Below are 14,037 nucleotides of genomic sequence, written 5' to 3'. Positions count from 1 at the left end.
CTACTTCGTCGATTCCTGGATCTTGGCCCAGGCGCGCTCGACGTCGTCGAGACCGCCGACGTTGAAGAACGCCTGCTCGGCGATGTGGTCGAGCTCGCCGTCGCAGATGGCCTTGAAGCCCTCGATCGTGTCCTTGATGGACACGGTCGAACCCTCGACACCGGTGAACTGCTTCGCGGTGTAGGTGTTCTGCGAGAGGAACTGCTGGATGCGGCGGGCGCGCGCCACGACGATCTTGTCCTCTTCAGAAAGCTCGTCGACACCAAGGATCGCGATGATGTCCTGCAGTTCCTTGTTCTTCTGGAGGATCTGCTTGACGCGCACGGCCGTGTTGTAGTGGTCGTGGCCGATGTACTGCGGGTCGAGGATGCGCGAGGTCGACGTCAGCGGGTCGACGGCCGGGTAGAGACCGCGCGAGGCGATCTCACGCGAAAGCTCGGTCGTCGCGTCGAGGTGCGCGAACGTCGTCGCCGGCGCCGGGTCGGTGTAGTCGTCGGCGGGGACGTAGATGGCCTGCATCGAGGTGATCGAGTGGCCACGCGTCGAAGTGATGCGCTCCTGGAGAACGCCCATCTCGTCGGCGAGGTTCGGCTGGTAGCCAACGGCAGACGGCATACGGCCGAGAAGCGTGGACACCTCGGAACCCGCCTGCGTGAAGCGGAAGATGTTGTCGATGAAGAGGAGCACGTCCTGCTTCTGGACATCGCGGAAGTACTCAGCCATGGTCAGGGCCGAGAGCGCCACGCGAAGACGCGTTCCCGGCGGCTCGTCCATCTGGCCGAACACGAGGGCGGTGTCCTTGAGGACGCCGGCCTCCTCCATCTCGACCCAGAGGTCGTTGCCCTCACGGGTGCGCTCGCCGACGCCGGCGAACACCGAAGTGCCGCCGAAGTTGCGGGCAACACGCGTGATCATCTCCTGGATGAGAACGGTCTTGCCGACGCCTGCGCCGCCGAAGAGGCCGATCTTGCCACCGTTGATGTACGGCGTGAGGAGGTCGATGACCTTGATGCCCGTCTCGAGCATCTCGGTCGAGCCCTCGAGCTGCGCGAAGGACGGGGCCTTGCGGTGGATCGGCCAGTGGTCCGAGGCCTGGATCTCCGACTCGTCGACGTCGAGCGGCTTGCCGAGGACGTTGAAGATGTGGCCCTTGACGCCGTCGCCGACGGGCACCGAGATCGGGGCACCGGTGTCCTGGACCTTCGTGCCACGGACCAGGCCGTCGGTGGCCTGGAGCGAGATGGCGCGCACGAGGTTGTCGCCCAGGTGCTGGGCCGTCTCGAACGTGATGGTGCGGGTGTGGCCGCCGAGGGTGACCTGGGTGGTGAGGGCGTTGTACATCTCCGGGATCGAGTCCGCGGGGAACTCGACGTCAACCACCGGGCCGATCACGCGGGCGATGCGACCCGTCGCGCCGGCGGTGGCAACCGCTTCAGAGGCAGTGGCAGTCATGTCTCTCACTTCTTGAGGTAATGGCGTGTTGTCAGTCTAATGAGTGGGCCGAGGCTGCGGGCTGCCTAGGCGTTGAGCGCATCCGCGCCGGCGATGATCTCGGTGAGCTCCTGCGTGATCTCCGCCTGGCGGGCGGTGTTGCGCAGTCGCGTGTACTTCTTGATCAGCTCCGTCGCGTTGTCGCCCGCGTTCTTCATGGCCCGCTGCCGGGAAGCGAGCTCGCTCGCGGCCGAGTGCAGCATGGCGGCGAAGATCCGTGACTCGATGTAGCGCGGCAGAAGCGCGTCGAGCACCTGCTCGGGCTCCGGCTCGAACTCGTAGAGCGGCAGGATCTCATCGGCCTCGGCCGCTTTCTCCTCGACCACCTCGAGCGGAAGCAGGCGGATGACCGTCGGCTGCTGCACGACCATCGACTTGAAAGTCGTGTAGACGACGTGGATCTCGTCGACGCCGCCGTCGGCGAACTCGGCGCCGAACGCCTCGAGGAGCACCTCGCGGATCTCCTGGGCGGTCGCGAACTCCGGGTTGTCGGTCTGACCGGTCCACACGCGCGTGTACGGCCGATTGCGGAAGTCGTAGTACGCCTGGCCCTTGCGGCCCACGAGATAGGTCGCCACGTCCTTGCCCTGGCCGCGGAGAAGCTCGGTGAGCGCCTCGGCCTGCTTGATGACACTCGACGAGTACGCCCCAGCCTGACCGCGGTCCGCCGTCAGGACCAGGACCGCCGCGCGGCGGACGTTCTCGCGCTCGGTGGTCAGCGGGTGGTCCAGCTCGCGCGCTGAAGACACCGCAGAGACGGCCCGGGTGATCGCGCGCGCATACGGCAGGGAGGCGGCCAGGCGAGCACGCGCCTTGCCGATACGGGAGGTGGCAATCAGCTCCATCGCCTTGAACATCTTGCGCATCGACGAGGTCGAGGCGATCTTCTGGCGGTAGACGCGGATCTGGGCACCCATTCTTGTCCTTTCCTCTCCAGTGCGGTCCCGCGGGGCCGCAGGCCGGAGAAGCTCTCCGGTCCCGCGGCCCCAGCGGGGGTCGCCGCATGGAATCAGTGGGTCTGCTTGACGATCCGTTCCTGGGTGACATCGCCCTCGGCAAGCGCCTCGTGCTCCTCGCGGCCTGCGGCCACGAGCTTGCTGTCACCCTCACCGAAGAAGCCCTGCTTGAAGTCCTTGATGGCGGACTTGAGCGCCTCAACCGTGTCATCCTCAAGACGGCTGGTCTGGGCCAGCGTCGTGAGGATCGAAGTGCGGTGCTTGAGGTATTCGATGAAGTCGGCCTCGAAGCGGCGCACGTCCTCGACCGGGACGTCGTCGAGGTGCCCGTTGGTGCCGGCCCAGATCGAAACGACCTGGTCCTCGACCGGGAACGGCGAGTACTGGCCCTGCTTGAGGAGCTCCATGAGGCGGGCGCCGCGGGTGAGCTGCTGACGGGACGCCGCGTCGAGGTCCGACGCGAACATCGCGAACGCCTGCATGTCCCGGTACTGCGCAAGGTCGAGCTTGAGCGTGCCGGAAACCTTCTTCATCGACTTGACCTGGGCCGCGCCGCCGACGCGGGAGACCGAGATGCCGACGTCGACAGCAGGGCGCTGGTTCGCGTTGAAGAGGTCGGACTGGAGGAAGATCTGGCCGTCCGTGATCGAGATGACGTTCGTCGGGATGTACGCCGAGACGTCGTTCGCCTTGGTCTCGATGATGGGCAGACCCGTCATCGAGCCCGCGCCGAGCTCGTCGGAGAGCTTTGCGCAGCGCTCGAGGAGACGCGAGTGCAAGTAGAACACGTCGCCCGGGTAGGCCTCGCGGCCCGGCGGACGGCGGAGGAGGAGGGACACAGCACGGTAGGCCTCAGCCTGCTTCGAGAGGTCATCGAAGATGATGAGGACGTGCTTGCCGCCGTACATCCAGTGCTGGCCGATGGCCGAACCGGCGTAGGGAGCGAGGTACTTGAAGCCAGCCGGGTCCGACGCCGGGGACGCGACGATCGTCGTGTACTCGAGGGCACCGTGGTCCTCGAGAGTCTGACGGACGGCGGCGATCGTCGAGGCCTTCTGGCCGATGGCCACGTAGACGCAGCGGACCTGCTTCGTCACATCGCCCGAAGCCCAGTTGGCCTTCTGGTTGATGATCGTGTCGACGGCGATCGCGGTCTTGCCGGTCTGACGGTCGCCGATGATGAGCTGGCGCTGGCCGCGGCCGATCGGGATCATGGCGTCAATGGCCTTGAGGCCCGTCTGCATCGGCTCGTGAACCGACTTGCGCTGCGTCACGCCCGGCGCCTGGAGCTCGAGCGCTCGCGTGGTCTCCGCTGCGATCGGGCCGAGGTCGTCGATCGGCTGGCCCAGCGGGTCCACGACGCGGCCGAGGAACGCGTCGCCCACGGGGACCGAGAGGATCTGGCCGGTGCGGTGCACTTCCTGGCCCTCTTCGATCCCGGCGAACTCGCCGAGCACGATCACGCCGATCTCGCGGACGTCGAGGTTCTGGGCGAGGCCCAGGACGCCGTTCTCGAAGCGAAGCAGCTCGTTCGCCATGACCGAGGGAAGGCCCTCGACACGGGCGATGCCGTCGGCGGCCTGTGCGACGCGGCCGACCTCAACGCGGTCAGCCGTTCCGGGTTCGTAGGACGCCGCGAAGTCGTTCAGCGCATCGCGGACGTCGTCGGCGTTGATGGTCAGTTCGGCCATCTGCAGTCCCTGCTCTCTACATCTCGTGGTCATCATCGGTGCAGTGGCTGTGATGACCGGATTGTCTGGTTCGAAGTGTGCTGTGGGCCGCCGGCCGGCCTAGCCGGCTAGCTGACGGCGCAGATCCGCAAGCCGGGCCAGGGTCGAGGCATCGAGCACCTCGTCGCCGACCGCAACCCGGACGCCGCCCATAAGCTGGGGGTCGACCGTCGTCGTGATCTTGAGCTCGCGGCCATACAGGCCGTTGAGCCCCGCCTGAAGCCGGTCGAGCTGGGTCTCGCTGAGCGGCCGCGCCACCGAGACCTCGGCGATCCAGCGCGCCTGACGCGTCGCGGCGAGGGCCGCAAAGCGCTTCACGAGCTCGGTGCTCTTGAGGCCTCGCGGCGCCGCGGCAGCCTGACCGATGAGCAGAAGAGCTTCGTCGGACGCGCCCGCGGCGAGCCGAAGGGCGAGCGCCCGCTTGGCGTCCGAAGTCGCCTGAGGCTCGCTCAGGGCTGCCTGAAGCTCGTGGCTGTCCTCGACGCGGCGATTGAACGCGAACAGGTCGTTCTCAAGCCTTTCGAGTCCACCAAGCCCGGCGGCCTCGCCGTTGCCCTGCTCGGCCACGGCGATGGCCACAGTCGCTGCCAGGGTCTCGAGTGCATCGCTGACGTCGCGAGAATCAGCCCAGCGCAGCGAGGCCAGTCGCGACGCGATCTGGACCGCTTCGCTCGAGACCTTGCCGGCCAGAAGCCGCTCGACGAGGGCGGACTTCTCCGCACCCTCGCGGGACGGGTCGGTCAGCGCGCGGCGCAGACCCGCCGATGAGTCGACGATCCGCAGAATTCCGAAGAGCTCATCCGCCAGCGACAGCGAAGCTGTTGGCAGCTTGGTCTCCAGGTCCGCCAGCGCGGTCGCCAGCGATTCGCTCGATACTCCTGCCATTACTTCGCCGCACCTGCGTTCTGGGTTTCCAGCTCCGCGAGGAAGCGGTCGACCACGCGAGCAGAGCGCGCGTCGTCGTCCAGGGACTCGCCGACGATACGCCCGGCAAGGGTCGTCGCCATCGCGCCGACCTCGCTGCGCAGCGACGCGAGAGCCTGCTGGCGCTCAGCCTCGATCTGCGCGTGGGCCTGCTCCGTGATGCGAGCGGACTCGGCCGCGGCCTTCTCCTTGAGCTCAGCGAGGATCTGGGCGCCCTCGGCGCGAGCCTCCTCGCGGATGCGGTTCGCTTCCGCGCGGGCGTCGACAAGCTGCTGCTTGTACTCCTCGAGGGCAGCCGAAGCCTCAGCCTGGGCCTTCTCGGCCTTCGCAATGCCGCCCTCGATGGCCTCCGCGCGCTCGGCGAAGGTCTTCTCGAACGCCGGCACGACGAACCTCACCACGATGAAGAGCAGGATCGCGAAGCCGATAGCGGTGACGAGCAACTCCCACCAGTTCGGCGCAAGCGGGCTCGGCGCGCTCTCGGTGGCAGCGTGCACCATGAGCTGATGCATGTTCTCCACCCCTCCTATCTACGTAGGTACTGCTGCGATTCGGCCTGGTTTACTTCAGGACGAAGGCGAACACGAGGCCGAGGATCGCGAGCGCCTCGGTCAGGGCAAGGCCGAGGAACGCGAGCGGCTGCAGCACACGCTGCGCCTCCGGCTGACGGGCCACGCCGTTGATGTAGGCCGAGAAGACGAGGCCAACACCGATGGCACCGCCGATGGCCGAGAGGCCATAGCCGATGAGGTTGAGGCTGCCGTTGATCGTGCCTTCCATTGATTTTTCCTTTCAATCGCCCGCAGGCAGGTTGATGCGGTTGGTTCTACCCCCCTCTCGGGGGGAATTCTCAGTGGGCGTCGGCCGCGACCGCGCCCTGGATGTAGATCGCTGTGAGAAGCGTGAAGACGTAGGCCTGAAGGACCATGATGAGGGCCTCGAGCATGTACATCGCGATCGCGCCGACGAGCACGAGAAGGCTCATGCCCTTGAGCAGCACGCTCTCCTGCGTGATGAGGAACGCGATGCCCGAGCCCGCGAGGGCGACGACGAGGTGACCCGCGAGCATCGTCGCGAAAAGACGGAGGCTGTGCGTCATCGGGCGGACGATGAAGTTCGAGATGATCTCGATCGGAACGACGATCGGCATGATGTACCACGGCACGCCGGACGGGACCGTTGCGAGCTTGAGGTAGCGGAAGCCGAAGCGCTTGAGGCCGACGCCGATCCAGATGACGTAGACAAGGCCCGCGAGGAAGTATGCGCCGCCGACGTGGGACATCGTCGGCAGCTGGAAGACCGGGACCGCGCCGTAGATGTTGTTGACGAGGATGAAGAAGAAGAGCGTGAAGAGGAGCGGCACGAAGGTCATGAAGTCCTTGCCGCCGATGACGTCCTTGCCGATGCCGTTGCGGACGAAGCCGTAGAGCTGCTCGCCGAGGAACTGCAGCTTGCCCGGAACGAGCTGCCGCCTGCGGGACGCCGCGATGAAGAACCAGGCAATGAAGACGACCGAAAGCAGGACGAGCAGCATCTGCTTGTTGAAGCCGTCGGACGCCCCCCACGGCAGGATCGCCGGCAGGTGGAGCTCTTCAAGGGTGGGAGGGGTGAATGCGCCGTTGTCGGCGGCCGGAAGCGTGAGCGGGGTCAACGCGATTCCTCTCTTGCAGTGTCCTTCGTCGGGCAGGTGCCGGGGCGAGTGGCTTCGACCCCCACGTGTGAAATTGTCGGTCTCTCCATCAGTGGTCTCCGTTCCCCTCGACCCCGTTGTCGGGAGGGTTGGATTTCGCCGAACGACCTTGCTGCGTGAAGAGTCCATGCTTGCCGGCGAGGTATAGGCCACCGGCAATCCCCAGCAAGGCTCCAACGAGCACGATCCAGTGCGTTTTCAGGAGAGTGTCCAGCCCCCACCCTATCAAACTCCAGACAATGATCCCGCCAATGATGTAGCTGAAGACGGCCATTCCGGCGTTGTAGCCGCCGTCGCCTTCGGGCTCGCGCTGGGGTTCGCGCGGGGGCTGGTTCGGGTCAGTCACGCGAGCCTCCGGATGGCCCGGAGGGGGCGTCGTCGTCGGGCTCGTCGAAGATCTGGAGACGGACTCTGCTGAACCCCCACAGCTCGACTGCCTGCCACACGACGACGGTGACGATGCCCGTCGCGCCGAACCACGGCGGATTGATCCAGACCGGGGTGCCGATCCAGATGAGGAGCGCCGCGAAGCCCACGATCTTCACGAGGTACACGACGGCGAAGGCCCCGATAGCCCCGGACGGGTTCCTGCGGCCCACAAAATGGCCCACGAGGAGGCTTATCGCGAAGAAGGAGATGACGACGACGGCCGCGAATATGACGCTTCCGGCGGCGGCCGCGTTGGCGGTGAGCCACGCTGCAACCGCGAGGACGACGGCGACGGCGGCCGATGCTCCCGTGCACAGGACGGCGAGGCGGAGCCAGAGCGAGGAGAAGCCGACGGCGCCGGCCGGGCGGCCGAGGCGTGCGGGCTTGCTCTTCATTTCGTACCGTTCGTCGGCGGCCTCCGTCGAGGGCTAGGTCGATGCGGTGCCGGCGTGGGTGGGGTGCAGGAAATATTCTACATGAGATAGAACTTGCGGTCCCCCGCCGTCGTCATATCGCCGACGCCACCCGCGCGCGCCATTGCAGGATGACGACCGCTGCCTGCGTCGCGATCCACACGACGCCGCACACTGCGAGCGAGGACCAGTACCAGCCCCGATCCGACCAGCTCGGAGAGCCGACCGCGAGGAGGACGATCGCTGAGGCGGCAAGCTTCATGAGGACGTCCGCGACGAGCGTCCGGCGGCGGAACGGAAGCGACGGGGCGGCGATGTGGAGGATCACGACGCCCGTTCCCGCGCACACCGAGACGACTGCGAGCGCGAGGAAGGTCGAGTAGAGAAGCGGCACTCCCCCGGTCGCGAGCCCCGTGAAGCCGAGGATCGTCGCGGCCGCCACACAGCCCGCGAACGGAAGCGTGAAGCGCGGAACCCACGGGCTCGTCCGCAGCCATTCGCGCCGCACGGTGACGCCCTTCTCGCGGACCCACGGATGCATCGTGATGAAGCCGACGGTCGGCAGGACGATGAGGTTGGCGATCGTGAGCGGAAGCCACGGGATGAACGCGTAGGCAACGCCGCCGAACGCGACGAAGGCCGCCCACACGTACATGACCGCGACGGCCTGCCGGTGCGTGTATCCGAGGTCGAGAAGCTTGTGGTGAACGTGCTCGCGGTCCGGCGAGAATGGCGACCGTCCGCTCGCCGTGCGGCGGAGCACGGCGAGGACAAGGTCGAGGAACGGGAGGAGCATGACGACGATCGGCAGCACGACCGGCACGAACGTCGGGATGCCCTCGGCCCTGTCGTAGAGCCCCGAGGCGATCTGGCCGGTCGCGACCACGGCGCCCGTCGCCATGACGAGGCCGAGGAGCATCGACCCGGAATCGCCCATGAAGATCCTCGCGGGGTGCACGTTGTGCGGGAGGAAGCCGAGGCAGATCCCGACGAGCAGCGCCATGAGGAGTGTCGAGAGATCCGTGTAGTCCGGCAGGAACGCGTTGCGATGCACCCAGTACGCCGTGAGGAAGAACGCGAAGCCGCCGATCGCGGCGACGCCGGCCGCGAGGCCGTCAAGCCCGTCGACGAAGTTGATCGCGTTGACCGTGAGCACGATGAGGAACATCGTGAGGCCGATCTGCAGCCACACGTCGTTGACCTGGAGGAGGCCCAATGGCAGGAACGTCACGCGCGGCCCCCACACGGCCACGATCCCGGCTGCCACGAGCTGGCCCAAGAGCTTGACCCAGCTGTTGAGGTCCACGATGTCATCGATGACGCCGACGACGACGATGACTGCGGCACCCGCCAGCACCGCCCACGTCTGAGGCGTTTCGAAGATCGTTCGGATCCAGACGGTCTGCGATGCCGCCCAGAACGCGGCGGCGAAGCCCACGAGCATCGCGAGACCCCCGAGGCGCGGCACCGAGCGCGTGTGGACGTCCCGTTCGCGCACGGGAGACACGAGGCCGAGCCGCACGGCGAAGGCCCGCACGAGGCCCGTCGCGCCGTACGTGACGATGGCGGCCAGCATGGCCACGAGGACGTAGATGAACATGGCTCAGCCCGCGGCCTCCCCCGGCGCGGCCGTGCCGGACTGCTCTGCCGGGGCGGGCCGTTCCGTGAACGCCGTGCGGTAGCCGCGGCGCCGCACTCCGGTGGGAACGAGGCGGTAGAGGCCGCGGACAAGGACGTTCCGCGCGAATCCGAGGGGCCCGATGTACCGTTCCCCGAGCATGCGTCGCTGGAGGCGTAGCTCGGCGACGAGCATGCGCTTCCCCCCGCGGCGCACGTAGGCGCCGTCGTTCACGCGATAGAGGACGAGCACGTCGGGCACGTTCGCCCCGAGGCTCCCGCCGTGGAGCATGCGCGCCCACAGCCAGTAGTCCTCCATGTCCGGCACGCCCCGGTAGCCCCCCGCGGCACGCACCGCCGACGCGCGGTACATGACGCTGGGGTGGTTGAACGGCGTCCGGAAATCGAGCTGCGCCATGATCTCCCGGTGCGAGGCAGGGACGGGCCGGCTCGCGAACGGGCGTGCCTCGTCGTCGCCGATCTCGGCGATGGCGGAGCCGACGATGTCGTAGCCCTGTCCGAGGAGCGCAAGCTGCCGCTCGAAGCGGGCAGGCAGGGCGACGTCGTCCGCGTCCATGCGCGCGACGACGTCGTGGCGGCAGCGTTCGAGGCCTGCGTCCAGCGCCTCGGCGAGCCCGACGCCCGCGGGAAGCCGCACGACGTCAGCCGGGACGGAGCCGTCGCGCTCCGCCTCGACAAGGAGCCGCTCGATGTCCTCGCCGACCGGACCGTCCCGCACGATCACGAGCTGGCTGGGGGCCACGGTCTGATCCGTGGTCACGGACGCGATCGCGCGGCGCACGCGCGCGGCCGAGTCCCCCGCGTAGACGGGAAGGAGCACCGAGAACTCGGGAAAGCCGCCGTCTTCGCCGTGCGCCGTCACGTTCGCGAGGGGAGCATCCTGCGGACGTGACGGCGCAGCATCCGGGACGCCGCCCACCGGCGCGAGGACCTCCTCGTTCGGCCGCGGGCCGCGGGACAGGCCTTCGAGCAGGCCTTCGAAGCCCGCGCGAAGGACCACGCGCGGCCTCGGGCTGCTGCGAACCATGACCCCCCAGCGGCGAAGCGTCGACGCCCCATACAGCGCCTTCTCGACGGGCGCGAGCGCGGGCGAGCGGAAGAACGTCCACATCTTGTTCCGGACTTCGAAGCGGAAGCGATCGCCGACGTCGGCCGTGTTGGAGTCGTAGAGGCGCGTGTGGTGCTCGACAACGGAGTCGAGGCTCGCGAGCCCGAGGCGGCGGCGCGCGAGGCGCGCTGTGAACTCGAAGTCGTCATTCCAGAGGAAGAAGTCCGCGACCGGCAGGCCGAGCGCGCGGACGGTGTCGGCGTCGACGAAGAGCGAGACGAAGGACGCCGAACGGACGACGCGCGCACGCCGCGCGTGGGCGAAAGCCACGTCCTCCGACGAGGCGCCCCACCGGTCCCGCATCGTGTTCATGGGATGGTCGCGACCGTCCGTCCACACGACACGGCTCGCGATGAAGGCCGGCCTGTCGATCGCCGAGCACGACTCCCACAGCCGGACGGCCTCGTCGAGCGTTCCGCGGAGCGGAACGGTGTCGTCGTCCATGACCCAGATGAGATCCGGGCTGTGCCGCGCGAGTGCCGCGGCCATGCCGACGGCGAAGCCACCCGCCCCTCCCGTGTTCTGTTCGAGGCGCACGAGCTCGTACTCGAACGGGACGTCGAGGCCCGCGAGGAAGTCGGCCGATCCGTCCGTCGAGGCGTTGTCGACGACGACGAGCGCGTCCGGGAGGCGGAGCCCCTCGGTGAGCGCCGCGAGCGAGCGGGCCAAGAGCTCCCGGCGGTTGTAGCTGACGACGACGGCGACCACGCGCGGAGCGCCTGGCACGGTCCCCGGCTCAGTCACGCGGCTCCTCCACGGGGGCTGCATCCGGCCCCGCAGCGGCTGCGCCCTCGCTAGCGGCGGGCTCGGCTGCACCGCCCGCGGCCGCCTCGGCCTGACCAGCATCAGGGGCGGGCTCCGCGGCCTCGCCGAGCCCGAGGATGTCCGGAACCACGTCTCGGAGCGCCTCGACGCTCACGCCGCCCTCGCGCACGACGCGCAGGCGCTCGCCCGTGCAGTCGACAATCGTCGACGGAACGCCGGCCGCCGCAGTCTCGGCATTCGCGGGACGGAAGCCGTCGTCGAGGTATACCTCGACGGACTCGGCAAGCTGCGCGCGTGCGTCATCCGCCGTCTGGGCCGCGGGCTGGCCCGAACGGTTCGCCGAGGAAACGGCGAGCGGACCCGTGATGGTCAGGAGCGCGCCAGCGAGCTCGTCGTCGGGCATCCGCAGGGCGACGGTCCCGAACGTGTCGCCGAGATCCCACGTGAGCGAAGGCTGGGCGTGGAAGATGAGCGTGAGAGGGCCCGGCCAGAATTTCTCGGCGAGCCGCCGGCCGGCCTCGGGGACATCGGCCGCGAGGCCGTCCATCGTCTGCAGCCGCGGGATGAGGACGGGCGGCGGCATCGAACGGCCACGCCCCTTGGCGGCGAGCAGGGTCGCGACGGCCTGGGCCGAGAACGCGTCGGCCGCGATGCCGTACACGGTGTCCGTCGGCATCACCACGCACTGCTTGGCAGCGATGGCCCGCTGCGCGTGAGCGAGCCCCTCGGCCCGCTGTTCCCGATCAGTGCAGTTGTAGCTCGTGGTCGTCACGGCCCCAATTCTTCCACGCGCGGCACGCCGTTCCGGACAGCCGTCGTCGCACGCGGCAGCCCGTTGAGGTCCCGGTGGGACGCGACGTCCGTCCAGTGTGGATCCGCCCTGAGACGTGCGGCGAGGACGCTCGCCTGCACCTCAGCGTGCTCGATCGCGAAGAAGCCTCCGGGCCGCAGGAGCCTCGCCGCGGACGAAATGGCCGCGAACGGCAGCTCAAGACCCTCTTCTCCCCCGCCGTAGAGGGCCAGCTCGGGGTCGTGCTCCGCCGCTTCAGGTTCGCGGGGGACCATGCCGGCCGGAATATACGGCGGATTGCTCACGACGACGTCCACAGCGCCGTCGAGCTCGGGCAGCGCCGTGCGGAGGTCGCCCAGCACGAGCCGCACACGGCCACCGACCTCGGGCAGCGCGACGTTCCGCGCGGCCCACGCATGCGCGAGCTCAGACAGCTCGACGGCGTGCACGCTCGCCGTCGGGCATTCGGCGGCAATGGACGCCGCGATGGCTCCCGAGCCGGTGCCGAGATCGACGACGACGGGGCTCCCGGCCGTGCCCGCGAGGCCCGGCTGAGCGGCGATCCACTCGAGCGCGAGCGATACGAGCGTCTCGGTCTCGGGCCGGGGCACGAACACGCCCGGTCCGACGCTCAACACGAGGTGCCGGAAGGGCGCCTTCCCGGTGAGGTGCTGAAGCGGAACCCGCTTCGCACGCTCTGCGACCAGGTCCCAGAATCCGTCCGGAACGGGCGCGCCCATGACGGCAAGGGCACGGAGCCGCCCGAGTCCGCAGCCGAGGAGGTGCTCGGCGAGGAGCTCGGCGTCCGCCCGCGGACTCGGCACGCCCGCCTCGGCGAGCATCGCCGTCGCCCGCCGCAGCGCAGCGCCGAGCTCTTCGTCCCGGCCGTCCTCCCCGAGCCTGCGGGGTGCGGATCCGCTCACTCGCCGAGCGCCTCGAGGCGGTGCTGCTCGTCCATGTCGATGCACGACTGGATGATCGGCCCGATGTCGCCGTCCATGACCGCGTCGAGGTTGTAGGCCTTGTAGCCCGTGCGGTGGTCGGCGATGCGGTTCTCGGGGTAGTTGTAGGTGCGGATGCGCTCGGAGCGGTCCATCGTGCGGACCTGCGACTTGCGGGCCTCGGCGTTCTCGGCCTCGATCTGCTCCTGCTGATGGGCGAGGAGCCGCGAGCGGAGCACGCGCATCGCGGCCTCGCGGTTCTGCAGCTGCGACTTCTCGTTCTGCATCGCCACGACGATGCCCGTCGGGAGGTGCGTGATGCGGACGGCCGAGTCGGTCGTGTTGACGGACTGCCCGCCGGGTCCGGACGAGCGGTACACGTCGATCTTGAGATCGTTCGCGTTGATCTCGATCTCCTCGGGCTCGTCCACCTCGGGGAACACGAGCACGCCCGCGGCCGACGTGTGGATGCGGCCCTGCGACTCCGTGACGGGGACGCGCTGGACGCGATGCACGCCGCCCTCGTACTTGAGGTGCGCGTACACGCCCTCCGCGGGATCGTTCGACGCGCCCTTGATCGCGACCTGGACGTCCTTGTAGCCGCCGAGGTCCGACTCGGTCGAGGACAGGATCTCGGACTTCCAGCCCCTCGATTCGGCGTAGCGCGTGTACATGCGAAGGAGGTCTGCTGCGAACAGCGCGGCCTCGTCGCCGCCTTCGCCGCCCTTGACCTCGAGGATCACGTTGCGGGCGTCGTTGGGGTCTCTCGGGATGAGGAGACGGCGGAGCTTCTCCTGCGCGACGGCGAGGGAGGCCTCGAGCTCGGGGACCTCGGCGGCGAACTCGGGATCCTCGGACGCCATCTCCCGTGCGGCCTCGAGGTCGCCGGAGAGCTGCTTCCAGCGGGTGTGCGCCTCCACGATGCCGTTGAGCTGCGCGGAGCGGCGGCCGAGTTTCCGGGCGAGTGCCTGATCTTGGTAGACCGCGGGGTCGCTCAGCTGCTTCTGCAGGTCTGCGTGCTCGTCCAGAAGTCCTTTCACGGACTCGAACATGTGGGGGCCTTTCTGGCGGGGTGAGGGTGGGCGGGCGGGTCGGTGAGGGCGGCGGGGGGTCGGCGACCCGCCCAACGACGACGACGGCGGCCGGCACCGGGGTAGGCCCG

Annotated in this window: 14 protein-coding genes; all 14 read right to left on the bottom strand. The window is 68.5% G+C overall.

The annotated features are described in order from the left end of the window. Positions 1 to 1,452 (bottom strand): F0F1 ATP synthase subunit beta, encoded by a 1,452-nt coding sequence (gene atpD, locus RBS12_RS06980; protein ID WP_307965353.1) that lies wholly within the window; start codon positions 1,450 to 1,452, stop codon positions 1 to 3. Between the two features lie 65 nt (positions 1,453 to 1,517). After that, a complete protein-coding gene (locus RBS12_RS06975) occupies positions 1,518 to 2,408 on the bottom strand; it encodes a F0F1 ATP synthase subunit gamma (protein WP_307965352.1) in 891 nt (296 codons plus the stop codon). A gap of 92 nt (positions 2,409 to 2,500) precedes the next feature. Beyond that, positions 2,501 to 4,138, bottom strand: a complete 1,638-nt coding sequence (gene atpA, locus RBS12_RS06970; protein WP_307965351.1) for a F0F1 ATP synthase subunit alpha — start codon at positions 4,136 to 4,138, stop codon at positions 2,501 to 2,503. Positions 4,139 to 4,237: 99 nt separating this feature from the next. Beyond that, a complete protein-coding gene (locus RBS12_RS06965) occupies positions 4,238 to 5,062 on the bottom strand; it encodes a F0F1 ATP synthase subunit delta (protein ID WP_307965350.1) in 825 nt (274 codons plus the stop codon). Continuing rightward, a complete protein-coding gene (locus tag RBS12_RS06960; protein ID WP_307965652.1) occupies positions 5,062 to 5,613 on the bottom strand; it encodes a F0F1 ATP synthase subunit B in 552 nt (183 codons plus the stop codon). Before RBS12_RS06960 ends, RBS12_RS06965 begins: the two co-directional genes overlap by 1 nt. Before the next feature lie 49 nt (positions 5,614 to 5,662). Beyond that, entirely contained in the window at positions 5,663 to 5,881 is a 219-nt protein-coding gene (gene atpE, locus RBS12_RS06955) for an ATP synthase F0 subunit C (protein ID WP_307965349.1), read from the bottom strand. Positions 5,882 to 5,951: 70 nt separating this feature from the next. Further along, a complete protein-coding gene (gene atpB, locus RBS12_RS06950) occupies positions 5,952 to 6,752 on the bottom strand; it encodes a F0F1 ATP synthase subunit A (protein WP_307965348.1) in 801 nt (266 codons plus the stop codon). Positions 6,753 to 6,840: 88 nt separating this feature from the next. Further along, the gene (locus tag RBS12_RS06945) at positions 6,841 to 7,137 is read right to left on the bottom strand and encodes an AtpZ/AtpI family protein (RefSeq protein WP_307965347.1); all 297 of its coding nucleotides are present in this window, start codon (positions 7,135 to 7,137) and stop codon (positions 6,841 to 6,843) included. Further along, positions 7,130 to 7,615 (bottom strand): hypothetical protein, encoded by a 486-nt coding sequence (locus RBS12_RS06940; RefSeq protein ID WP_307965346.1) that lies wholly within the window; start codon positions 7,613 to 7,615, stop codon positions 7,130 to 7,132. Before RBS12_RS06940 ends, RBS12_RS06945 begins: the two co-directional genes overlap by 8 nt. Before the next feature lie 112 nt (positions 7,616 to 7,727). After that, positions 7,728 to 9,233 carry an MraY family glycosyltransferase gene (locus RBS12_RS06935; protein WP_307965345.1) on the bottom strand — a complete coding sequence of 502 codons (1,506 nt, stop codon included), beginning with the start codon at positions 9,231 to 9,233 and terminating at the stop codon, positions 7,728 to 7,730. 3 nt (positions 9,234 to 9,236) lie between these two features. Further along, positions 9,237 to 11,123 carry a glycosyltransferase gene (locus RBS12_RS06930; RefSeq protein WP_307965344.1) on the bottom strand — a complete coding sequence of 629 codons (1,887 nt, stop codon included), beginning with the start codon at positions 11,121 to 11,123 and terminating at the stop codon, positions 9,237 to 9,239. After that, on the bottom strand, positions 11,116 to 11,916 hold the full coding sequence (locus RBS12_RS06925; protein ID WP_307965343.1) for an L-threonylcarbamoyladenylate synthase: 801 nt from the start codon (positions 11,914 to 11,916) through the stop codon (positions 11,116 to 11,118). The genes RBS12_RS06930 and RBS12_RS06925 overlap by 8 nt, the downstream gene beginning before the upstream one ends. Continuing rightward, the gene (gene prmC / locus RBS12_RS06920; RefSeq protein ID WP_307965342.1) at positions 11,913 to 12,857 is read right to left on the bottom strand and encodes a peptide chain release factor N(5)-glutamine methyltransferase; all 945 of its coding nucleotides are present in this window, start codon (positions 12,855 to 12,857) and stop codon (positions 11,913 to 11,915) included. Before prmC ends, RBS12_RS06925 begins: the two co-directional genes overlap by 4 nt. Next, on the bottom strand, positions 12,854 to 13,927 hold the full coding sequence (prfA, locus tag RBS12_RS06915; RefSeq protein ID WP_307965341.1) for a peptide chain release factor 1: 1,074 nt from the start codon (positions 13,925 to 13,927) through the stop codon (positions 12,854 to 12,856). The genes prmC and prfA overlap by 4 nt, the downstream gene beginning before the upstream one ends. Positions 13,928 to 14,037 lie beyond the last annotated feature (110 nt).

Origin of the sequence: Sinomonas sp. ASV322, from assembly GCF_030908245.1 — a bacterium.
Taxonomy (GTDB): domain Bacteria; phylum Actinomycetota; class Actinomycetes; order Actinomycetales; family Micrococcaceae; genus Sinomonas.
The sequence above is the reverse complement of the archived record's forward strand: the minus strand, read 5'-3'. Positions and strand labels throughout refer to the sequence as shown.